This window comes from Rhodoferax antarcticus ANT.BR (genome assembly GCF_001938565.1).
In the GTDB taxonomy this organism is placed as follows: domain Bacteria; phylum Pseudomonadota; class Gammaproteobacteria; order Burkholderiales; family Burkholderiaceae_C; genus Rhodoferax; species Rhodoferax antarcticus.
In genome coordinates, this window is sequence record NZ_MSYM01000007.1 from 39,022 (window position 1) to 60,180 (window position 21,159).

The window sequence follows — 21,159 nt, forward strand, 5'->3', positions numbered from 1 at the left end:
TTTTTAACGCGCTCTGCCTGAGTTAAAGGCTGTTGACGGCGTTAAGTTCCTCGAAGGCCTGCTCCAAACGGGCGATCATGCCGAGCTGACCGGCACGTTGCCAGGCGCGGGGGTCGTAATACTTTTTATTGGGCTTGTCGTCGCCATCGGGGTTGCCGATCTGACCTTGCAGATAAGCTTCGTTCTTTTTGTGATAAGCCATCACACCCGCCCATGTGGCCCATTGGGTGTCGGTGTCAATGTTCATCTTCACCACGCCGTAGCTGATGGATTCCTTGATTTCATCAGCACTGGAGCCCGAGCCGCCGTGGAACACAAAGTCCAGCGTGTTGGCCGCTACCTTGTATTTTTCCGAGACAAACTTTTGTGAGTTGTCCAGAATCTTCGGTGTGAGTTTGACATTGCCCGGCTTGTACACCCCATGCACATTGCCAAACGAAGCGGCAATGGTGAAACGGTGGCTGATTTTGATCAGTTCTTCATAGGCATAGGCCACATCTTCGGGCTGGGTGTACAGCAGGGATGCGTCCCGATCGCTGTTATCCACACCGTCTTCTTCACCGCCGGTGACGCCGAGTTCGATTTCCAGCGTCATGCCCATCTTGGCCATGCGGGCCAGGTATTTGCCGCAAATGGCGATGTTTTCCTTCAGGGGTTCTTCCGACAGGTCGAGCATGTGGGAGCTGAACAGGGGTTTGCCGGTTTCCGCAAAGTATTTTTCACCGGCGTCGAGCAAGCCGTCAATCCACGGCAAAAGTTTTTTGGCGGCATGGTCGGTATGCACAATCACCGGCACACCATACGACTCGGCCACCAGGTGAATGTGCCTGGCACCAGAAATGCCCCCCAGAATAGCCGCTTGCTGGCCGTCAAGTTTCAAACCCTTGCCCGCCACAAAACCCGCGCCGCCGTTGGAGAACTGAATCACCACCGGCGCCTTCACCTTGGCGGCAGCTTCCAAAACAGCGTTGATGGAATCGGTGCTGATAACGTTCACCGCAGGCAACGCAAATTGGTTGGCTTTACAAATGGCAAAGATTTTTTGCACATCATCACCAGACACCACACCGGGCTGAACCACATCCAGAATTTTCTGAGTCATTGACGAATCCTTTGCACTTAGTTGAGTTGAAAAAATCTAATCCACCGTAACACGATTAATCCGGCCAACACGTTCTTCAGAAAATAGAGCGTCTGGTTTGGACTCAGAAACCAATTTTAGGGACCTGTCAGCCAAGGCTCATTCATCATCAACTGCCAGCGTCATCGTTGACATGAATAGCTTTTCGTCTTGGCCGACCCAAAAAAAAGCCACCTTACGGTGGCCATTTTCTTGGGGTTGGCCCGCGGACCTCCAACCGGGGTCAGGCGGCGATATCAGCCTTGATTCGTGCCTTCTTATCAATCAGCTCTTGAGGCATGTGATACGCCAGTTTTTCGAACAGTTCGTCGTGCAGCACCATTTCTTCCCGCCAAGCGGCTTTGTCGATGCTGATCACGGTGTTGAACTGCTCAGCAGTGAACGCCAGCCCTTCCCAGTTCAGGTCCTGGTACTGCGGGCTAACGCCAAAGAAGTGCTCCACACCTTCCGGCGCCGAGCCGTCCAGACGGTCAAGGATCCACTTCAGAACGCGCATGTTTTCGCCGTAACCCGGCCAGACAAACTTGCCGTCTGCGCCCTTGCGGAACCAGTTGGTGGTGTAAATTTTGGGCAAGGTAGCACCGGTTGCCTCCAGTTTGGCACCCAGGGTCAGCCAGTGCTGGAAGTAATCGCTCATGTTGTAACCGGTGAACGGCAACATGGCAAACGGATCCCGACGCACCACACCAGACTTGCCCACGGCTGCAGCGGTGGTCTCCGACCCCATGGTGGCGGCCATGTAGACGCCCTCCACCCAGGAGCGGGCTTCCGTCACCAGTGGCACAGTGGTGGCGCGGCGGCCACCAAACATGAACGCATCAATCGGCACGCCCGCGGGGTTGTCCCACTCGGGATCCAGCGCCGGGTTGTTGAGAGCGGATACGGTAAAGCGCGAGTTGGGGTGCGCTGCCTTGGCACCGGTGGCCTTGGCAATCTCAGGCGTCCAATCGTTGCCTTTCCAGTCGATCAGGTGCGCGGGCAGTGCCTTGCCGGGCACGTCGTATTCCATCCCCTCCCACCAGACGTCGCCGTCGTCGGTCAGGGCGACGTTGGTGTAAATCACGTCTTTGTCCAAGCAAAGCATGCAGTTGGGATTGGTCAACATGTTGGTACCCGGCGCCACACCGAAGTACCCCGCTTCAGGATTGATAGCGTACAGCTTGCCGTCTGCACCTGGCTTGATCCAAGCAATGTCGTCACCCACGGTGGTGATGCTCCAGCCCTCAAACCCTGCCGGGGGCACCAGCATGGCAAAGTTGGTCTTGCCGCAAGCGCTAGGGAAAGCCGCCGCCACATAGTGTTTTTTGCCTTGCGGATTGGTAGCACCCAAAATCATCATGTGCTCTGCCAGCCAACCTTCGTCGCGCGCCATGTTGGAAGCGATACGCAACGCGAAACATTTTTTACCCAGCAGCGCATTGCCGCCGTAGCCTGAGCCAAAGCTCCAGATTTCACGCGTTTCGGGGTAGTGAACAATGTATTTTTCTGGGTTGCATGGCCAAGTCACGTCTTTTTGACCCGCCTCCAGAGGCGCGCCAACGGTGTGCACACAAGGCACGAATGCACCGTCTGCACCCAGCACGTCGTAGACGGCCTTGCCCATGCGCGTCATGATCTTCATGTTGGCGGCCACATAGGCGCTGTCTGAGAGCTCAATGCCGATGTGTGCAATGGGGCTGCCCAGCGGACCCATGCTGAACGGGATCACATACATAGTGCGACCCTTCATGCATCCCTCAAACAGCGCTTTCTTGCCGTCAGTGCCGGTCTGCAGCAGGGCGCGCATCTCGGCGGGGCCCATCCAGTTGTTAGTGGGACCCGCGTTTTCTTTCTTTTCACTGCAAATAAAGGTGCGGTCTTCGACCCGGGCGACGTCGCTGGGATCGCTACATGCCAGAAAGCTGTTGGGGCGCTTAACCGGGTTCAGCTTTGTAAAGGTACCGCAGTCGACAAGTTGCTGACAAAGGCGGGCGTATTCCTCTTCGGAGCCATCACACCAGTAGACGGTGTCGGGCTTGGTCAGGGCGGCAATCTCTGCCACCCAGGCAATTAAGCGTTGATTGGTGACATAAGCCGGGGCTTGTCCGGTCGCGTCATGTTGCGTTTCAGTGTTCATTGAACCTCCTGGTAAATCCGATTAGATTGCATCAAGCAACTTACATTGTGACAACGCCACCTTACCGCAACCTGTTCGCGGGCAAACAAACTCGTTCAATTTCACACAACGCGGCAGATTTTGAGCATATTGGCACCATCGGGTGCGCCCATGGGCTCGCCGCAGGTGATCACGTAGACATCTCCCGACTCGACGAAATTAAGCGCCTTGAGGTCTCTTTCTGCCTGCGCCAGTGCCGTGTCCCGGTCCATGCTGGCGTCAATCAGCAGCGGGCGAACGTTTCGGTAAAGCGTCATGCGCCGCTGCGTGGCAATGTGCGACGTCATGGCGTAAATCGGTACGCGCGTCAGGTGGCGGCTCATCCAGCGGGCGGAAGACCCGCTTTCAGTCAGGGCAACAATCGCTTTGGCACCCAAATGGTGCGCCGTGAACAGCGCGCCCATGGACACCGCGTAGGGGATTCTGGTGAACGTCTTGCCGGTGAAATCGGCTTCAAGGGTGAAATCCTCACCGCCTTCGGCGACGTGACAGATCTTGGCCATCTCAATTACCGTCTCCAGCGGGTACCTGCCTGCGGCGGTTTCAGCAGACAGCATCACCGCGTCGGTGCCATCCAGCACCGCATTGGCCACATCGCTCACCTCGGCGCGGGTCGGCACTGGGTTGGTGATCATCGATTCCATCATTTGGGTGGCGGTGATCACCACACGGTCAAGCTCACGCGCGAGCTTAATCATGCGTTTTTGCAGCGCTGGCACCATTGCGTTGCCCACTTCCACCGCCAGATCACCCCGCGCCACCATGATGCCGTCACTGGCCAGCAGGATTTCTTCCAGGTGCGGAATGGCCTCGGCCCGTTCAATCTTCGCAATCAGCGCAGGCTGATGCCCGCCATCGGAGGCCACGTTGCACAACTGGCGCGCCATTTCCATGTCGGCGGCGTTTTTCGGAAAGCTCACCGCCACGTAGTCGGCCTTGAACCCCATAGCGGTGCGAATGTCATCCATGTCTTTGGCCGTCAGCGCGGGTGCGCTCAGGCCACCGCCCTGTTTGTTGATGCCCTTGTTGTTGGACAACTCACCACCGAGTTTGACCGTGGTGAAAATGGCCGACCCACGACAGGCGTCAACGGTGATCACGATCAGACCGTCATTGAGCAGCAACACATCCCCGGCCTTGACTTCTTTGGGCAGGGTCTTGTAGTCCAGGCCAACGCCATTGACATCACCTAATTCGACGCGCGCCGCGTCCAACACAAACTGCTGGCCCTGCGCCAGAAACACCCGACCTTCGGCAAATTTGCCCACCCGAATCTTCGGGCCCTGCAGATCGGCCATGATGCCGACCTCGCTTCCGGCACGCTTGGCGGCTTCGCGCACGAGTTGCGCCAGGTTGATGTGGTCTTGCGCCTTGCCATGGCTGAAATTGAGCCGCACCACATTGACACCAGCGCGAATCATCTGCTCCAGAAGGTGCGGATCACTGGAAGCTGGGCCAAGAGTTGCAACGATTTTGGTGGCGCGACGCGACATGAAAGTATCTCCGTGTAATTTTGTTTCAGAATTTTCCCATGATACGGTTACCAACGCGCAACAAGCCGCGCAACATCACCCCGGCCCACAATGATTGGACGGCTTGTGTGGCGGGCCAATGGCTGAATATCGGATCGCATTTGCAGGCATGACTTGCCACAAGACCAAAACACCCTGAGCACCCTGATGGACGCTGCCGCCATCAGGGAGCGCTCGCTGGTGGTGGACGACCAACCGGTCAACATCCAGGTAATGCACCAAATTTTCGCGGACCAACACCAGGTGGTCATGGCCACTGGCGGCCAGCAGGCGCGTGATTTCTGCCACCGCTCACCGCCAGAACGGGTTTTGCTGGATATTGTCTGAGATGGCGCGCGCCGTGCGTGCGCATACCCCGTTGTCGCTGATCACCCTGAATGTGGATTTTTTTAAGCGGTTCAATATCCACTACGACCACGAGGCGGGTGCCGACTGGTTGCGACAGGTCGCACAGACGCAGAAAGACGCCAGCCTCTCATCTGAGCTGCACACCGCCTTGGCCAACAACCGAACAGTCATTGAGCGTGGTGCAGCAGCCTATGAGCAGCAAGGCCCCGACCAGACAACTGCACCCGCGACGCGCGCTAACCAGAGTGACAACGCTGGCAACGCCGATAGCGCTTTGCTGCGTGAGTGACTGGGCTTGCTGAAGACGTCTGACATGCGGGCGGTGGCAGTGTCTAAGCAGTTGCTGGCCAAAGCGCTCTGCCCAGATGCCCTGGAATAAAAAAAATGCGCGGGGCCATGGACATTTTTAACGTTGAACGCGCAGCCGATCTGGCCAGCGCACTGCTGGAAAAAGAGCAGAACCCGGTCTCTGGCTAAACGCCGTTCTGCCCTTCGGCCAAACTTAAATCGACTGCGTCAGCGCTGCGGAATTGACGCATTTGCTGGCCAACTGCAAACCGCCATAGTGCGCCCACGGGCGGGGTAGGTTAGCTTGCCTAGAATTTATAGGAAATTGACCTCTAGCCCTTATAAATAAAGCGGGAGCTGCTACTTTAAATATAGCAATTCACCGTCGTCGTGCAAGGCACTTATCACCTGGCTGATGCGCCCACCTGCTGGCTGGGCATCTGGGTTGCGAGGGTCATGCGTTGAGCCATTGTGAATTGAGATAGCAACCGCAGCCGAGCAAATGCTGGCCATCCAGGGGCACCACATAGGAGGTTTTGGCCTGGGTCTCACGCGTGACCGGGTTGGTAATCACGTAATTGACCCAACCGCCCTGCTCCTGATCACACACCTCCCAGGCATCGGCCACCAGCTTGTCGGCATCCAGGCCGGGAATCACGCGCAGATCGGTGTTGTCTTTTTCGGGCAGTGCACCATGCACCTGGTAAATGCCCCGCCGGTCGAAGATGAAGATGTACATGTCGCGGTCAATGAAGGGGCCGGACTTGTCGTGAAAGTCACGCACCGCCTGCTGGTAGCCGACGCGGCCCAAGTGCACCATGGCATCAAACACCAGTTGGCGCGCTTGGTCAGCGGTGCCTTGTCGCAGGCGAATGTCACCCACCGAAATTTCCAGCGTGGAGGCCTGGTTGATCAGGCGATCAGAATTACCCGCCGCACGGCTGACCAGCGCCGTGTTTTCGTGCGTCAGCACATCCAGGTCACCGACTGCGTGCACCACTTCTTCCAGTGCTGCGCTTTGCGAGGCACTGCCCTCGGCCATGACATTGACGTTCATGGCGATCTCACCAATGCCGGAGATCAGGCTCTCCATGGTTTCGTTAACCTGTTTGATGCCGTTTACCGTAACACCCACGCGGCTTGAAGACTCTGCAATCAGGCCACGGATTTCAGCGGCAGCACCTTGACTGCGCTTGGCCAGGTTGCGCACTTCGGCCGCCACCACCGCAAAACCCCGGCCCTGTTCGCCAGCACGTGCGGCTTCCACCGCCGCGTTCAAGGCCAGCAGGTTGGTCTGAAACGCAATGCCGTCAATCACCCCGATGATTTCAGACATGCGCTTGGAGGTGACTTCCAGCGGGCCCATGCTCTGCATGGCCTCGTTCATCATCATGCCGGCGTTGTCGGCCTCTTTGTGCAGGCTGGCAGTCATCATGCTCACCTCTTGCGCCGCCTGCGCGTTGCGCGACACGGTCTCACTCACGTGCTTGACGTGCACCGAGGTCTGCTGCAGATGCTGGCCCTGTGCCCTAGCGCGCTCGGCCAAGCTGCGGGTGTCGTCCACCAGTTTCTTGCCAGTGTCACCCAGCAGCACTGCTGCGGTGCGGATATTGGCCACCATGCTCGACATATTGGTGATCATCAGCTCGAGATGCCGCCCAAAGTTGCCCAGTGTTTGGACATTGCTGGACACCTGCTGCGCCAGATTGCCGTGCGACACCTCGGTCATGGCGCGGTCCATGCGGTCGCGCTCGGTGCGGGTGATGCTGAAATAGGCGAACTGGAAATACAGCCAAAGCGCCAGGCCCGCCAGTGCCACCAGCGCGAAAATCGCTCCCTCCCGATCTGGCGCCACAGTTTGCATCCATGACATAACGACCATGGTCAACAGCACAAGAATCATCGGTATCGGCAACACCCAAAAACGCACGCGGCCCGACAGCGGCCGAAGCAACGCGATAGCAGGCAAAAGCAGGTTCATGGCATCGTCTTTTCGGTACGGCACGGAGCAGGTAACTGCGTTTATTTCAGGGCTAACTTAAGTTTGGCTTGCAGTATTTCCGGGCTTGGCGGCTTGACGATGTAGCCAAAGGTCCCCAGGGGTAAAGCTTGCTCCAGCGTCTCGGTGCTGGCATCGGCGCTCATGAAAATCACCTTCATTTTTTTTATCAAGGGGTTGGCGTGCTTGCGCAGTTGCTGGACAAATTCAATCCCGTTCATGGGCTGCATGTGGATGTCGGTGAGCACCAGATCGGGCTTGAAGCTGACCATCGCGCGCAGGGCACTGCCGCCGTCCTGCGCCGTCTCAATTGCGTGAATACCCAAACGGCGCAAGCTGTTGACCACAAAGGTGCGCATCACCTGATCGTCATCAACAACCAGAACTCGGGCAAGTGTGAATTTCATTGTGATGCGCTCTTTATGAAAAAAAACAGATCAGGACGAGGGTGTTTGGCGCCATCCGTACCAGATTGATACTAGCAGCACGCTCACGGGGAAACTTGGCAAAGAAGGGCGTCGCTTAACCGGAATTAATCCGCATTAACCCACATCTAAAAAATATTGAATCTCGGCCAACAAACCGTGCAACTCAGGTCCGAGTTGTGCATATGCCACCTGCACCACCGTCGCAGACTCGGTTTTGCTGAGCTTTTCAACCGAAACCACCTGCTCAATCAGGGCGTCGCTACCAAAGATGGGCACGTAGCCTTTGAGGGCATGCAACATGCGGTTGGCGCTCGCCACATCACCGGCTTGCAGCGCTGCATCCATGGAAGGCACATCGGCTGACAAACTGACCAGCACGGTGGCCAGAATGTTGCGCAGTGCTGCCTCGGAACCCATCATGTCAGCACCGCGCGCGACATCTAGGCGCGTGGCAACCGGGTTGCTGATGAATGGACTGTTCATGACTCAAACCCTTTTTATTTCCTGATGCGCGTAACCGCCGCGGCTACAACCGCATTGACACAACAACAGACACGGCCAAGCCATTCTAAAACCCTGGCCAAGCACCGCCCAGTGAGGTTTCCACCAGCCCAAAGCCAGATGCAGCGGCAAATACACCGCCATGCCCATCACAATCGTGCCCAGTACCGCCTGGCGCTGGGCTCTGTGGGTCAAAAACCAGGCGGCACCTGCCAGCGCCGCAAACAGCCGGGCGTCTTGCCAGCCGGGCATGAGCTGCCCGTGCGTCATGACCAGTTCTGGCACGATCACCGTGGCCAGTGCCGTATTTGGTGCGTATTGCAAACCGCGCTGCGCCCAGTGTGGCAACTGCCACGGCTTGCTGGAGATGAAAAACAGCGAGCGCGTGACCACCGTGATCACCGCCAGCCCGAGAATCACCAGCACCGTCCAGACATCCGTCACGGACCTCATGCAGAACCGCCCGAAGTGGTGTCACGAGCCCGGCGCGCCGACTCCAGCAGCAGGCTCATGGCCACCGCCGCAGCAATGGCCAACAAAATATTCAGCTTGAACGGCAACGCAAAAGCGGCCACGGCTGCAGCCCCAGCCACCCCGGCACTGACCCAGCGCAATCGGCTGGACGCCAAAGACATCAAGATGCCCAGCAGCGCCAGGATGCCGGCAAAACCCAGGCCCCAGGCGGCAGGAATCAGGCCCGCCAGGAAGATGCCCAATAGGCCATGCCCACTCACGACACCCAGGTCACGCCACAGTTGCCCGCAAGAAACGCTTGCTGCGCCAGCTGCGGTTCAGGCGTTGTGGTCACACCCATCAACAGCGCTTCAAAGGTACTCAGGCCCGAGTTCATCATCGCCACGCCGGTCATCAGCCCCCAGGCCGCCAAGCCTGGCGCCGCACCCAGCGCGTCCAGCGCACCTGCGCGAAATTCAGAATGCCGAAGCCAGGCAGCGTTGAACAACTCGGCGCCCCTGGTTGGCAGCTTAGCCCAGCACGGTGCCGGGCTGCAGATCAAAGCCGCGCAAGAAATCCGCCACGCCCAGCCGCTTGCCACCCGGGCGCTGCAGTTCGTTTAACAATACTATTGAATCCATAGCTGCTACCGCAATACCCGTATGGGCTACAGCCAGTATTAGCCCATAAGACTGGGATGTGGGCGGTGTACCCGTGCCGACGCTGGCCGCCCACACTTTGAGGGGCTCACCGCGCAACAAGGTACTGGCCCCGGGAAACGGGTTGAAGGCACGCACCCGCCGGGTAATGGTGGCCGCAGGCTGTGCCCAGTCAATGACCGCTTCGGCTTTACCCACCTTGGCGGCGTAGGTCACGCCCGCGGTGGGCTGTGCGACCGGGCGCAGCGAACCCTGCTGCAGTAGCGCCAGGGCCTGCACCATCAGTTGCGCGCCCAGGTCAGCCAACTGGTCGTGCAGGCTGCCAGTGGTGGCGGTGTCTTGAATCGGTACCGCCTGACTCAGCAGCATGTCGCCGGTATCCAGCCCGGCATCCATCTGCATGATGGTGACACCGGTCTGCGTGTCGCCCGCCTCAATGGCCCGGTGAATCGGCGCGGCACCACGCCAGCGCGGCAACAAGGAGCCATGAATATTGAAACAGCCCTGCTTTGGCAGCGCCAGCACCCATTGCGGCAGGATGAGTCCGTAAGCCGCAACCACCATGGCATCGGCACCGAGCGCTTGCAGCAGCTGTTGTGCCGCATGCGCGTCGTCAGCGTACTTGCCATCGAGACGCAGGCTGCGCGGCTGTGCAATGGGAATGCCATGTTGCTGGGCCAGTTGCTTGACCGGCGAGGCGTGCAATTTAAGGCCGCGCCCTGCCGGGCGGTCGGGCTGGGTCAGCACCAGCGCGACCTCATGGCCAGCGGCCAACAGGCTGGCCAGTGCAACCGCTGCAAATTCAGGGGTTCCCGCAAAGACCAGCTTCAAACCAGCTTGGCAACGCGGCCTTCGCGCTGCGCTTTCAGCAGTTTGGTCTTGATGCGGTTGCGTTTGAGCGGCGACAGGTATTCAACAAACACTTTACCTAGCAAGTGGTCCATTTCGTGTTGGATGCACACCGACAGCATGCCCTCGGCTTCGATCAGGCACAGCTTGGCGTCGCGGTCTTGCGCCTCGATCTTGATGCTGTCATGACGCTGGACGCTGTCAAAAATGCCGGGCACCGACAGGCAGCCTTCTTCATTGAGGTGCATTCCTGAGCTGTTCCAGAGCATCTTCGGGTTGATCAGCACCAGCGGGGTGTCGCGGCCATCGGACAGGTCCATGACCACAACCCGCTCGTGAACATCCACTTGGGTGGCGGCAAGACCGACACCGTTGGCTTCGTACATGGTCTCCAGCATGTCGGCGATCAGGGTCTGAATGCGGTCATCGACCGCTGCGACGGGCTTGGCGACGGTGTGTAGTCTTTCGTCTGGGTAGCAAATAATTGTGAGTAATGCCATAGTATGTGTCCTGAGATGTCATTATTTTCGCTACTTTTTTGCCCGCCTGCGCATTCGTCAGGCGAGAATCGTTGCTCAATCAAGGGCTTGAGCGCAAAATCTCGCGCGACACAACAGGGTACCAAACACCATGTCTACTATTTTTCTTAGAGCGGCCCGCACCCGGCTGAGCTGCACCTTGCTGGCCTGTGGCGCCCTAGTCAGCGGCGCGGTTCAGGCACAAAACTTCCCCGTCACGGCGCAACAGCGTGCAACGGCCAACCAGGTGGCACAAAGTGGCGTGGCGTTGAGCGAACTCCGCGCCGACGCGCCGTCGCGCTACACCATTAAATCAGGCGACACGTTGTGGGCTATCTCGGGCCTGTTCCTGAAGTCACCCTGGCGCTGGCCCGAGTTGTGGGGCATGAATCTGGCCGATATCAAAAACCCGCACCTGATCTACCCCGGCCAAACGCTTTATTTGGACACCTCCAATGGGCGTGCCCGGCTAACCACCCGCGCAAACGACGGCGCCATCCCCACGGTCAAACTATCGCCCCGCACGCGCATTGAGGGCCTGGCTGACAGCGCCTTGCCGACCCTGCAAAACCATCTTATCGAGCCGTTTTTGTCGGACGGCATCATCGTCGACGACCAGACCATGAGCAGCGCACCGCGCATAGTGGCGGCGCAGGATGGCCGGGTGTTTCTGACCCACGGCGACCGCGCTTACGTGCGCAGCACCTCCTCGAACGAGCTGATTGACGACCCGCAGCACAAGCAACAAGTGTTCCGGGTGTTCCGTAACGCGATCCCCCTGAAAGACCCGGTCACTGGCGAAGTGCTGGGATTTGAGGCGGGCTATCTGGGCAAAGCCCTGCTGGCGCGCAGCGAAGGCACCCAAGAATCCACTGGCAAAGACGGCACCACCCAGGTTGATATCGTGCCTGCCACCATCGATATCGTCGACGTCAAGGAGGAAATGCGCGTGGGTGACCGCCTGTTGCCCGATCCGCCACGGCAATTGCAAAGCTATGTACCCCACGCGCCTCAGGCGCCAGTGGATGCGCGCATCGTCTCGATCTACGGTAGCGCCGTGGTGAATGCGGCGCAGAACCAAGTGGTGATCATCAACAAGGGCACCCAGGATGGCATGGAAAACGGCCATGTGCTGGCCATTTTGAACGCTGGCGCCCGGCTGGTCGACAAGACTGACGAGCAACGTGCCACTATCCGCCTGCCAGATGAGCGCAACGGCCTGCTGATGGTGTTTCGCACCTTTGACAAGCTCTCCTACGGGCTGGTGCTAGACATCACCAGCGGCGTTAAGGTGGGTGACCGACTGATTAACCCACGTTAAAAGCGCGTTCCCAACGCCTTGCAGCGCCACCCAAGACCTTCTGACGACGTGCAACGCGACGAACTTGCAGCCTGGTTGCGCCTGACCCTCACCCCAGGTGTTGGCAACATCAGCGCCCGCAAACTGTTAGCGACGTTTGGCCTACCGCAGGCTATTTTTGACCAACCCACTGCCGCCTTGAAACAGGTGGTCAATAGCACTCAAGTGCAGGCGCTGTGCACTGAGCCGCAAGAACTGGCCGCCCTGGTTGACCTGACGTGGGTCTGGCTACAACAAAGCCCGGCCAACGGTCCGCGGCGCCAAATAGCCACGCTGGGCGACCCGCTGTACCCGCAAGCACTGTTGAACCTGGATGATCCACCGCTGTTGCTGTACCTGCTGGGCAATGCCAGTTATAAGCCAAATAAGCCTCCAGCCCTTATAGATAAAGCGCTGACAGCTACTTTTAATATAGCAAACAGGCAGACGATCGACACCCAATCAAGCCTGGCCATCGTCGGCAGCCGCAACCCAACACCCCAAGGCGCTGCCAATGCCCGGCTGTTTGCCAAGTCGTTCGCGCAAGCGGGGTTGACCGTGGTGAGCGGCCTGGCGCTGGGCATTGATGGCGCCGCACACCAAGGCGCACTCGATGGTGTCAGCGACAGCCACGCCGCCGTGACCGTGGCCGTGGTCGGCACCGGGCTGGACCGCGTCTACCCCAAGGCACACCACGGATCGTGGCTCACCGCATCGCTGAGCACGGGCTGCTGATCAGCGAGTATGCGCTGGGGACACCGCCATTGACGGCCAACTTCCCCAAGCGCAACCGCTTGATTGCCGGGCTGGCGCAAGGCACGCTGGTGGTGGAGGCCGCCATCAAATCGGGCTCGCTGATCACCGCCCGGCTGACCTGCGAGCAGGGCCACGAGGTGTTTGCCATACCGGGCTCGATCCATGCCGCGCAATCGCGCGGCTGCCATGCGCTGATCAAACAAGGTGCCAAGCTGGTGGAGTCGGCACAGGATGTGCTGGGAGAACTGACCTGGCCCACCAAGCTGTCCAAAACTACCGAATCCATAGCTGCTAGCGCTTATGCAGAAAGGGCTGAAGGCATTTTTGGCAATGATGATCAGCTGCTAAAGGCTCTGGGGTTTGACCCGGTCGGGCTGGAGGCGATGCAGGCCCGCACCGGCCTGGAGACGGCGCAACTGCAAGCACAGCTAATGGGGCTGGAGCTCGATGGCCTGGTGGCGCGCCTGCCAGGTGGCCTGTTTCAGCGCCTAAGCGCCTGATAGCGTTTCCAAATCATTCAGTTTGTGCCAGACCCCGCAGGCAGTGCAGCAGCACGATGAGGCGAGGCAACTACGACACGGATGATTTTGCAATGCAATGAAGTCTGATTTTCCGGCCAGTTTCGCTCTTAGCGGCATCGACCCAGCGGTATATTGAGGCCATGTTTGAAGTCCTCGCCTTTGTTTACGACAACTACTGCGACCGCTATACCTGCCCGGAACTGCCCGCCTTGCACCGAACCCTGAACACCCTTGGTTTCGTACCGCATCAGGTGGAGCGGGCACTGCTCTGGCTGGAAGACCTCAAAAATGCAGCGGCGCACTTGCCTAGCCGGGCGCCTTGTGGCGAGCCGCCAGCACCCGGTGCAGCTGCCATGCGGGTGCTGACCCGCACCGAGCAAACTAAGCTGGGAATGAGTGGCTGGGGGTTGCTGGTTTTTCTGACAGCCGCTGGCGCCCTGCCCAGAGAAGAACTAGAACTGGTGCTGGAACGCGCCTTGGCCGCCCCCGCCAACACGATCAGCCTGGATGAGCTGAAACTGCTGGTGCTGATGGTGTTTTGGGGGCTGGCCCGCGAGCCCGATGCCCTGGTGCGCGATGAGCTGTGCGACAAGCCGTGTAACCGGCTGGCGCATTGAACCGTCAGGCCAGCAGACGCGACGGATTGGCCTGAATTTCACCCAGCGCCGAGCGTGTGGCGCGCGCGGTCAACGGCTCGTCTTCCTGCGGATCGAGCAGCGCCACTTGCAGGTACGCCGCCAGACGCGGCGTCTGAAACAGGTAACTGTGGCCCAGGTTATTGGCAAACAAGTGCAGATGCCCCAGCGGGCTGCGCCAGACAAACTGCACCTGCGCTATGTTGGTCTTGTAATTCAACGCAAACCATGAGCCCAGCGCCAGATCGCGCGCCCACTCCAGCATGACCGCACTGGCCTGTCCACCGCCCTCATTGATGACGTCCAGATCGGTCGTCTCAACACCCAGCAGTTCCTCAATGTTCTCGGTATCAAGCGGCAGCTCTTCACCGCCGTCATCGCTGATGTAGTCGTCCAGTTCAGCGAGCCGCAACGCCATTGCCTGGATCTGCTCGTCAGCGATCGCCTCGGTCTTGGCCATAAAGGCGTCAGCCAGGGTGTCACTGATGACTTTGATGTGCGCCTCCTGCGCCGAGCGTACGATGCCCAAACGGTTCATGCCGTCGCGCAAGTTAAGCAACAAGCCCGAGAGGCCAGCGATCACCTTGGACCGATCAGCACGGTTGGGTTTGGCACTGGCAGCCCAGATGAGGTCGGTGGCGGTCTTTTTCAGCATCAGGGTTTCCTCATGCTGTTTGCCCTGGCGCACGGTGGACACCGCCAACACCTCGGCCCAGACCTTGAACAGGAAGGAGCGAATTTCTTCGCGCACCGGCATGTCCTTGAGCTGGTCGCGCAATTCAATGGTGTATTGAATGGCCAGGGTTTCCTTCTGCTCCAGCTGCTCGGCAACGCCCATCACCTTTTGCGCCGACGGCTTCTTGGCCAAATGTTTTTTCAGAAACTGCTGAAACTCTTCGTAGACCCGCTTGTAAACCCGATCACCGGTTTCGGGGTATTGCTCCACCACCTGCACGACGCGCTTGATTTCTGCCTCCAGCGCCTCGGTGCTGATGCCACTGGAGTCGAAACCCAGCACACAGGAACCCATGTGGTCGATCAGCTGGCGCGCCGGGTGATCAAGCTTGTTGAAAAAATCCGGGTCGGCCAGGGCAATGCGCAGCACCGGCATTTGCAGGCGCGCAAACCAGACCCGGGCACCGGCTGGAATACGGTCTTCCTGCAGAATCGACTGAAACATCAGCGCCACCAGTTCGATGATGGCTTTTTCGTTGTCGGTCTGGGCCTTGCCTTTAAGGTCAGTGGAGAGTTGCCGCAGCTCTGTGGCCATCTGCGCCACCGCTACCGGGTAGACGATCTGTCCGCCGCCGTCCGAGGTAAAAAACTGGACGTCCTGCAGCCGTGGCTGCTGGGCCATGGCCATCATCAGCGGCGCCGACGGCCCAGCGTAGGCGATTTGCCCGTTAGCGCCACCCATGGCAGACGCCATGCCGAGGACACCGCCACCCAATTGCCCGGGGTAAACACCACCGCCTTGGTAGCCGGCTTCAGCGCCACCCGGTCCCGCCGGAACAAAACCACCGCCAGATCCGCCGGGTGCAAACCCTGCTGATGCACCAGCACCAGGGGGGGCACTTTCCAGAAACGCCCCGCTGAGCAAACGCCCGACCTGTTCCATCAGGCCTTGCGCACGACCATAAATGCCACCCGCTCGACCCACTGGCGAGCCAATACGCACACCACCAGAGCGACTCTGCGCAGCAGCTTGCTGCCCTCTGGCCGCCTGGTCTGAGGCCCGGCGCTGCTGGCCTGTTACAGGGGCCTGAGGCGCTGGCGGTGGCTGGGGGAACGGCTCGTTCACATTCTCAAAAGACGAGGCACTGGTGGGCGAGCCAAATTCGATGACCGGCAGAACACCCAGTTTGATCAGTTCCGCGTTGCAGCGGGTGTAGGCTTTGCCAAAATGTTCGTTCAGATGTTGCTGAACCACCGGCGTCACCAGTGGCCAGGCCTCGCGTGACATGCCGGCGGCCTCCCATTGCTCGACGACATGCAGGAGCATCACTTCCGGGTGAACAATGTCACGCGCGGACAAGGCCTGGTTGTTGTTGAGGTATTTGAGCCGTTTGCACAGGTCGTGAACCGGCTCGGACCCCTTTTCCATCAGGTTCAATGCCATCCGTGAGGCGATGATTTTGTGCTCGACAGCGTCGGTTCCCAACAGTTCAAGCTCAAAGCCTGTGCCCAAGCGCGACTGTGGACCGGTGGGTTTCGGCTCGGCAACCAGCGCCGTCTGCCAGGCTTGGAGGGTGCCGTCCATCCAGCGCGTCTTGTAGCGCTGATAAGACATCCAGGTGTCGCGCCTCAACTGCGCCTCACGCGATGGCGCGGCTTCGTCCATCAGGTTTCTGAGACGCTCCTGAACCTTGTCCAGCAGCTCATGCAACGATGCACCCACCTGAGTGACCAGGCGCTGGCGCATCTGCAGCGCCAGTCTGGCTTGCGATGGGCTCAGCGGAAGGGTCGCCACGACGCAATCAGCGGCTTACACCGTTGCTCCGGCGTTCGGGTCGTTCGGGTCGGTGTCTTTTTTGGCACCCGAGCTCTTGACCAGGTCTTCACGCTCAATGCCCAGCCACATGACGATGGAAGCGGCAACAAAGACCGATGAATAGATGCCAAACAAAATGCCGATAGTCAGTGCCAGCGCAAAGTAATGCAGCGTGGCACCGCCAAAAAGCAGCATGGACAGCACCATCATTTGCGTGGAGCCATGCGTGATGATGGTGCGACTGATGGTAGAGGTGATGGCGTTATTGATGATTTCCACCGTGCTCATCTTGCGGTAGCGGCGAAAGTTCTCACGAATCCGGTCAAAGATAACCACCGACTCGTTCACCGAGTAGCCTAGCACCGCCAGCACCGCCGCCAATACGGGCAGCGAGAACTCCCACTGGAAAAATGCAAAAAAGCCCAGAATAATGATCACATCGTGCAGGTTGGCGATGATGGCCGCGACGGCAAATTTCCACTCAAAGCGTATCGCGAGGTAGATCATGATGCCGACCACCACAAACGCCAGCGCCTTCAACCCGTCTGCCGCCAATTCGTCGCCCACCTGCGGGCCGACGTACTCGGCGCGTCGCATGGTGGCACCCGCATCCACTGCCTGCAATGCGGCCATGACCTGATTGCTTTGCTGTGCAGAGGTGACGCCCTTGCGCACAGGCAGACGGATCAGCACATCACGGGCGCTACCAAAGTTTTGCACCTGAGCATCTTCAAACCCAAGCTTGGCCACGGTGTCGCGCACCGCACCTACATCGGCAGGCTGGCTGTAGGTCACCTCCAGCAGGGTGCCGCCAGTGAACTCGACTGACAGATGCAATCCGCGCGAGAAAAGGAAAAAAACGGCTGCCAGGAACGTGACCAGCGAGACCACGTTGAACGCCAACGCATGGCGCATGAACGGGATGTCACGCTTGATTCTAAAAAATTCCATGGTTGCTTTCCTTACTTAGCCTTGATGGCAGTTCCGGAGTCAGGCCGCCAGATCGTACCGATTGACACCGTTTTAAGCCGATTTTTGCGCCCGTACCAGAAATTGACCACACCACGTGAGAAAAACACGCCGGAAAACATGCTGGTCATGATACCCAAACAATGCACCACTGCAAAGCCACGCACTGGCCCGGAACCAAAGGCCAGCAAGGCCAGACCGGCGATCAGGGTGGTGATGTTGGAGTCGAAAATGGTGGCCCAGGCGCGCTCGTACCCGGTGTGAATGGCTGCCTGCGCCGAGGCCCCACCGCGCAGTTCTTCACGGATGCGCTCGTTGATCAGCACGTTGGCGTCAATCGCCATACCCAGCACCAGCGCCATGGCCGCCATACCTGGCAAAGTCAGGGTGGCTTGCAGCATGGACAACACCGCCACCAGAAGCAACAGGTTGAACGCCAGCGCCACGCTGGAGAACACGCCAAACAGCATGTAATACAAACACATGAACACCGCTACCGCCAGAAAGCCCCAGGTGACGCTGTTAAAACCCTTGGCGATGTTTTCCGCACCGAGACTCGGGCCAATGGTGGTTTCCTCAATGATCTCCATCGGGGCTGCCAGCGAGCCCGACCGCAGCAGCAAGGAGGTGTCATTGGCTTCCATGGTGGTCATGCGGCCCGAGATCTGTACGCGCCCGCCACCGATCTCGTCACGAATCACCGGCGCTGTCACCACCTCACCCTTGCCTTTTTCAAACAGCAAAATGGCCATGCGCTTGCCGACGTTCTCACGCGTCACATCGCGAAAGATGCGGGTGCCCTTGGCATCCAGATTCAGGTTGACGGTAGGCTCTTGCGTCTGGCCATCAAAGCCAGGCTGGGCGTCGGTCAAGTTCTCGCCGGTCAGGATGACCTGTTTCTTCACAATCACCGGCTGGCCATCGCGCTCCAGATAACGCTCAGAGCCCAGTGGCACCATGCCGGTACCCGCCTCGGCAGCCCGTGCCTCGGCACTTTCATCGACCATGCGCACTTCCAGCGTAGCGGTACGGCCCAGAATGTCCTTGGCCTTGGCGGTATCCTGCACGCCCGGCAACTGCACCACGATGCGGTCCAGCCCTTGCTGCTGGATCACCGGCTCGGCCACACCCAGCTCGTTGATCCGGTTGTGCAGGGTGGTGATGTTTTGCTTGAGGGCCTGATCCTGAATGCGCCGTGCCGCGTCAGACTTGATGGACGCGGTCAGCTTAAAGTCGGTCCCGTCCGCGGTCTCGACGGTTTGCAGATCGGTAAATTGGTCCTGAAAAACCGCTTGCGCAGCGGCCATCGTGGCGGTATCGCGAAACTTGACCTCAATCGTCTGACCTTCTCGGCTGATACCGCTGTGGCGGATATTTTTCTCGCGCAGGGTGGTGCGCACATCACCCGCCAAAGACTCAGCGCGTTTGGTCAGCGCCGCCTGCATGTCCACCTGCAACATGAAGTGCACCCCACCGCGCAAATCCAGGCCGAGGTACATCGGAGACGCATGCAGCGCGGTCAGCCAGGCGGGGGAGCGTGAGACCAGATTGAGCGCCACCACGAAGTTTGGATTGGTAGGGTCGGGCACCAAGGCCTTTTGAATCGCGTCCTTCGCCTTGAGCTGGGCGTCGGTGGTGCTCAGGCGTATCTTGATCGACGCACCCTCCAGCACCACCTGATCAGGCTCGATAGCGGCTGATGTCAGTGCGGCCTCTACCTGCGCCAAGGTACTGGCATCCACTTTGACCAGCGTCTTGATTGAGGACACCTGCACGGCTGGCGATTCGCCAAAAAAATTGGGCAGCGCATACAAGCCAGCCACCACCATTGCGATCAAGATGACCACATACTTCCAAACCGGGTAACGATTCATGACCGCCCTTCAGAGAACAAACTGCCAGCCAGCGCCAACGTCAAGCCAAATTATTTGATGGAGCCTTTGGGCAGCACCTGAACGACTGCGCTGCGCTGCAGCTGCACTTCAACACCATTAGCGATCTCGACGCTGAGAAAGCCGTCAGTGAGCTTGGTCACCTTGCCGAGCAAACCACCAGAGGTGACCACTTCATCCCCTTTGCCAAGGGCTTCGACCATGTTTTTGTGCTCCTTGGCCTTTTTCATTTGCGGGCGAATCATCACAAAATACAGCACCACAAACATCAAAACCAAGGGCAGCATGCCCATCAGGGAAGATTGCATGTCGCCGCCAGCGGCAGGCGCGACTTGCGCAAAAGCAGAGGAAATAAACACAAGTAACTCCAGATTTTTGATCGGTTGAAAAACAAAGCGCCCAACCAAAACGCCTGAAAAAGCGTCGGCAAGCTAACTTCTGATTGTATGCGGCACCCGTTGAGAGGCCAACTCCCCTAGATGTTTTCCGCAATACCTGCCAGTACTAGAGCCATTTCGACCCCAAGCGGCACCACGTGCGTTCAAGTCGTCCATGCTTCTGGGTTGGCTTAGGGCACAAAAGCAGGCAACCCGCACGTTCAACACACCGCGCAAACACGCGCCGCCAGGCACAATATGAATATATAAGAAAAATGGCTCTAGCCCTTGTGCATAAAGCGCCGAAAGCTATATTTACTATAGCGTTCTAGATAGCTTCCAATCAGCGGCTCAAGACTTTTCGAATCGCCTGCGCCAGCTCTTCGGCAACAAACTTGGCCACATAACCATCGGCACCTACCTTGCGCACATGGTCTTCGTTGGTGGCACCCGTAAGTGATGAGTGGATCACCACCGGCAAGCCGCTGAAACGCGGGTCTTGTTTGATATTGCGCGTCAGGGTGAAGCCGTCCATCTCGGGCATTTCCAGGTCGGTCAGCACCAGGGCGACCTTGTCGCGAATGGTTTTGCCTTGCGACTCGGCATCAGATGCCATCGCCTTGAGGCGGTTCCAGGCTTCCAGGCCGGTTTTGGTCATGATGAAGGGCGCATCCATGGATTTGAGCCCCTGCTCGATCATCATGCGCGCCACCGCAGAGTCATCAGCGGCCAGAATCACGGTGCCTGGGGGCAGATGCAGCTTGTCACTCACCTCGACATTGTCGGCATGCTGCTCAGGGAACACGTCGCGCAGAATCTGCTCCACGTCCAACACCTGCGCCAGGCGGGTGTTTTCGGCATTGCCGTCCAGGCGGGCAATGCTGGTCACCAAACCGCCGCCCCGGCCTTCGGCGGAGAGCACATGCTTCCACTCCAGCCGCACGATTTCATTGACCTCTTCCACCGCAAACGCCTGCGTGGTGCGGGCAAACTCGGTCACCAGCAAAATGCCCAGACCCTTGGTGGGGTTGGTGCCGACAATTTGCGGCAGATTGATCACGGTGATCATCTGGCCACGGATATTGGCCACCCCCATCACCGCCGGTGGCGAGTTCACCATCGCGGTGATCTCGGGCATGACCAAAATCTCGCGCACTTTAAAGACGTTGATGCCAAACAGTTCGCGCCGATCGGTGCCAGGGGCCTCGCCCAGACGAAACAGCAGCAACTCAAACATGCTGTTGCCTGCCAAGTTGGTCCGCTCGTCAATGTCGCGCATGCTCGATTTGTTCATGATGTGTCGTGTTG

At 58.8% G+C, this 21,159-nt stretch carries 20 protein-coding genes and 2 pseudogenes; 5 read left to right on the forward strand and 17 right to left on the reverse strand.

Annotated elements, in window-relative coordinates; genetic code table 11:
• Positions 1 to 22 precede the first annotated feature (22 nt).
• The 3 genes from fbaA to pyk all read right to left on the reverse strand — a co-directional run bounded on the left by fbaA (position 23) and on the right by pyk (position 4,789).
• On the reverse strand, positions 23 to 1,102 hold the full coding sequence (gene fbaA, locus BLL52_RS03450; protein WP_075585337.1) for a class II fructose-bisphosphate aldolase: 1,080 nt from the start codon (positions 1,100 to 1,102) through the stop codon (positions 23 to 25).
• A gap of 262 nt (positions 1,103 to 1,364) precedes the next feature.
• The gene (locus BLL52_RS03455; protein ID WP_075585338.1) at positions 1,365 to 3,257 is read right to left on the reverse strand and encodes a phosphoenolpyruvate carboxykinase (GTP); all 1,893 of its coding nucleotides are present in this window, start codon (positions 3,255 to 3,257) and stop codon (positions 1,365 to 1,367) included.
• A gap of 101 nt (positions 3,258 to 3,358) precedes the next feature.
• Entirely contained in the window at positions 3,359 to 4,789 is a 1,431-nt protein-coding gene (gene pyk, locus BLL52_RS03460; protein ID WP_075585339.1) for a pyruvate kinase, read from the reverse strand.
• Positions 4,790 to 4,942: 153 nt separating this feature from the next.
• Here pyk and BLL52_RS03465 point away from each other — a divergent pair, with 153 nt between their 5' ends.
• Together BLL52_RS03465 and BLL52_RS03470 are read left to right on the forward strand one after the other, a co-directional pair.
• Complete coding sequence (locus tag BLL52_RS03465) at positions 4,943 to 5,155, forward strand: response regulator (RefSeq protein ID WP_075585340.1); 213 nt, start codon at positions 4,943 to 4,945, stop codon at positions 5,153 to 5,155.
• Between the two features lie 13 nt (positions 5,156 to 5,168).
• On the forward strand, positions 5,169 to 5,465 hold the full coding sequence (locus BLL52_RS03470; protein ID WP_241838983.1) for a GGDEF domain-containing protein: 297 nt from the start codon (positions 5,169 to 5,171) through the stop codon (positions 5,463 to 5,465).
• A 453-nt stretch (positions 5,466 to 5,918) separates the two neighbouring features.
• Here BLL52_RS03470 and BLL52_RS22115 read toward each other — a convergent pair whose 3' ends face one another.
• The 9 genes and pseudogenes from BLL52_RS22115 to def all read right to left on the reverse strand — a co-directional run bounded on the left by BLL52_RS22115 (position 5,919) and on the right by def (position 10,853).
• Positions 5,919 to 6,521: a cache domain-containing protein gene (locus BLL52_RS22115; RefSeq protein WP_476748460.1), complete on the reverse strand. Its 603-nt coding sequence runs from the start codon at positions 6,519 to 6,521 to the stop codon at positions 5,919 to 5,921.
• Positions 6,498 to 7,445, reverse strand: a pseudogene (locus tag BLL52_RS22120) (methyl-accepting chemotaxis protein); the annotation flags it as partial. The gene BLL52_RS22115 and the pseudogene BLL52_RS22120, both read right to left, overlap by 24 nt.
• Before the next feature lie 41 nt (positions 7,446 to 7,486).
• Complete coding sequence (locus BLL52_RS03480; RefSeq protein WP_075585342.1) at positions 7,487 to 7,870, reverse strand: response regulator; 384 nt, start codon at positions 7,868 to 7,870, stop codon at positions 7,487 to 7,489.
• Between the two features lie 135 nt (positions 7,871 to 8,005).
• On the reverse strand, positions 8,006 to 8,374 hold the full coding sequence (locus tag BLL52_RS03485; RefSeq protein WP_083633768.1) for an Hpt domain-containing protein: 369 nt from the start codon (positions 8,372 to 8,374) through the stop codon (positions 8,006 to 8,008).
• Between the two features lie 3 nt (positions 8,375 to 8,377).
• Entirely contained in the window at positions 8,378 to 8,845 is a 468-nt protein-coding gene (locus tag BLL52_RS03490; protein WP_083633769.1) for an AzlD domain-containing protein, read from the reverse strand.
• Entirely contained in the window at positions 8,842 to 9,126 is a 285-nt protein-coding gene (locus tag BLL52_RS21820; RefSeq protein ID WP_338065720.1) for a hypothetical protein, read from the reverse strand. The genes BLL52_RS03490 and BLL52_RS21820 overlap by 4 nt, the downstream gene beginning before the upstream one ends.
• Positions 9,123 to 9,353: a hypothetical protein gene (locus tag BLL52_RS21825; protein WP_338065721.1), complete on the reverse strand. Its 231-nt coding sequence runs from the start codon at positions 9,351 to 9,353 to the stop codon at positions 9,123 to 9,125. Before BLL52_RS21825 ends, BLL52_RS21820 begins: the two co-directional genes overlap by 4 nt.
• A 22-nt stretch (positions 9,354 to 9,375) precedes the next feature.
• Positions 9,376 to 10,335 (reverse strand): methionyl-tRNA formyltransferase, encoded by a 960-nt coding sequence (gene fmt, locus BLL52_RS03500; RefSeq protein WP_075585343.1) that lies wholly within the window; start codon positions 10,333 to 10,335, stop codon positions 9,376 to 9,378.
• Positions 10,332 to 10,853, reverse strand: a complete 522-nt coding sequence (def, locus tag BLL52_RS03505) for a peptide deformylase (protein ID WP_075585344.1) — start codon at positions 10,851 to 10,853, stop codon at positions 10,332 to 10,334. Before def ends, fmt begins: the two co-directional genes overlap by 4 nt.
• Before the next feature lie 130 nt (positions 10,854 to 10,983).
• On the opposite strand from def, the gene BLL52_RS03510 reads away from it, so the two are divergent.
• The 3 genes and pseudogenes from BLL52_RS03510 to BLL52_RS03520 all read left to right on the forward strand — a co-directional run bounded on the left by BLL52_RS03510 (position 10,984) and on the right by BLL52_RS03520 (position 14,104).
• Complete coding sequence (locus BLL52_RS03510; protein ID WP_075585345.1) at positions 10,984 to 12,192, forward strand: LysM peptidoglycan-binding domain-containing protein; 1,209 nt, start codon at positions 10,984 to 10,986, stop codon at positions 12,190 to 12,192.
• A gap of 48 nt (positions 12,193 to 12,240) precedes the next feature.
• Positions 12,241 to 13,466, forward strand: a pseudogene (gene dprA, locus BLL52_RS03515) (DNA-processing protein DprA).
• 161 nt (positions 13,467 to 13,627) lie between these two features.
• Positions 13,628 to 14,104, forward strand: a complete 477-nt coding sequence (locus BLL52_RS03520; RefSeq protein ID WP_075585346.1) for a DUF494 family protein — start codon at positions 13,628 to 13,630, stop codon at positions 14,102 to 14,104.
• Between the two features lie 4 nt (positions 14,105 to 14,108).
• Here BLL52_RS03520 and BLL52_RS03525 read toward each other — a convergent pair whose 3' ends face one another.
• From BLL52_RS03525 to BLL52_RS03545, 5 genes are all read right to left on the reverse strand, one after another.
• Positions 14,109 to 16,592, reverse strand: a complete 2,484-nt coding sequence (locus tag BLL52_RS03525) for a DUF1631 family protein (protein WP_075585347.1) — start codon at positions 16,590 to 16,592, stop codon at positions 14,109 to 14,111.
• A gap of 15 nt (positions 16,593 to 16,607) precedes the next feature.
• A complete protein-coding gene (gene secF, locus BLL52_RS03530) occupies positions 16,608 to 17,564 on the reverse strand; it encodes a protein translocase subunit SecF (RefSeq protein ID WP_075585348.1) in 957 nt (318 codons plus the stop codon).
• Positions 17,565 to 17,575: 11 nt separating this feature from the next.
• Positions 17,576 to 19,456 carry a protein translocase subunit SecD gene (gene secD / locus BLL52_RS03535; RefSeq protein WP_075585349.1) on the reverse strand — a complete coding sequence of 627 codons (1,881 nt, stop codon included), beginning with the start codon at positions 19,454 to 19,456 and terminating at the stop codon, positions 17,576 to 17,578.
• Positions 19,457 to 19,506: 50 nt separating this feature from the next.
• Positions 19,507 to 19,833, reverse strand: coding sequence for a preprotein translocase subunit YajC (yajC, locus tag BLL52_RS03540; protein WP_075585573.1), 327 nt, complete (start codon positions 19,831 to 19,833; stop codon positions 19,507 to 19,509).
• Positions 19,834 to 20,194: 361 nt separating this feature from the next.
• The gene (locus BLL52_RS03545) at positions 20,195 to 21,145 is read right to left on the reverse strand and encodes a chemotaxis protein (protein ID WP_075585350.1); all 951 of its coding nucleotides are present in this window, start codon (positions 21,143 to 21,145) and stop codon (positions 20,195 to 20,197) included.
• Positions 21,146 to 21,159: the final 14 nt, after the last annotated feature.

What these genes read in the sequence shown, in the direction of transcription:
- def (WP_075585344.1), bottom strand. Translation starts at nt 10,853, where the DNA reads ATGGCATTACTCACAATTATTTGCTACCCAGACGAAAGACTACACACC.
- BLL52_RS03485 (WP_083633768.1), bottom strand. Translation starts at nt 8,374, where the DNA reads ATGAACAGTCCATTCATCAGCAACCCGGTTGCCACGCGCCTAGATGTC.
- BLL52_RS03480 (WP_075585342.1), bottom strand. Translation starts at nt 7,870, where the DNA reads ATGAAATTCACACTTGCCCGAGTTCTGGTTGTTGATGACGATCAGGTG.
- fbaA (WP_075585337.1), bottom strand. Translation starts at nt 1,102, where the DNA reads ATGACTCAGAAAATTCTGGATGTGGTTCAGCCCGGTGTGGTGTCTGGT.
- BLL52_RS03545 (WP_075585350.1), bottom strand. Translation starts at nt 21,145, where the DNA reads ATGAACAAATCGAGCATGCGCGACATTGACGAGCGGACCAACTTGGCA.
- secD (WP_075585349.1), bottom strand. Translation starts at nt 19,456, where the DNA reads ATGAATCGTTACCCGGTTTGGAAGTATGTGGTCATCTTGATCGCAATG.
- BLL52_RS03520 (WP_075585346.1), top strand. Translation starts at nt 13,628, where the DNA reads ATGTTTGAAGTCCTCGCCTTTGTTTACGACAACTACTGCGACCGCTAT.
- secF (WP_075585348.1), bottom strand. Translation starts at nt 17,564, where the DNA reads ATGGAATTTTTTAGAATCAAGCGTGACATCCCGTTCATGCGCCATGCG.
- pyk (WP_075585339.1), bottom strand. Translation starts at nt 4,789, where the DNA reads ATGTCGCGTCGCGCCACCAAAATCGTTGCAACTCTTGGCCCAGCTTCC.
- BLL52_RS03510 (WP_075585345.1), top strand. Translation starts at nt 10,984, where the DNA reads ATGTCTACTATTTTTCTTAGAGCGGCCCGCACCCGGCTGAGCTGCACC.
- BLL52_RS03490 (WP_083633769.1), bottom strand. Translation starts at nt 8,845, where the DNA reads ATGAGGTCCGTGACGGATGTCTGGACGGTGCTGGTGATTCTCGGGCTG.
- BLL52_RS22115 (WP_476748460.1), bottom strand. Translation starts at nt 6,521, where the DNA reads ATGAACGTCAATGTCATGGCCGAGGGCAGTGCCTCGCAAAGCGCAGCA.
- BLL52_RS03455 (WP_075585338.1), bottom strand. Translation starts at nt 3,257, where the DNA reads ATGAACACTGAAACGCAACATGACGCGACCGGACAAGCCCCGGCTTAT.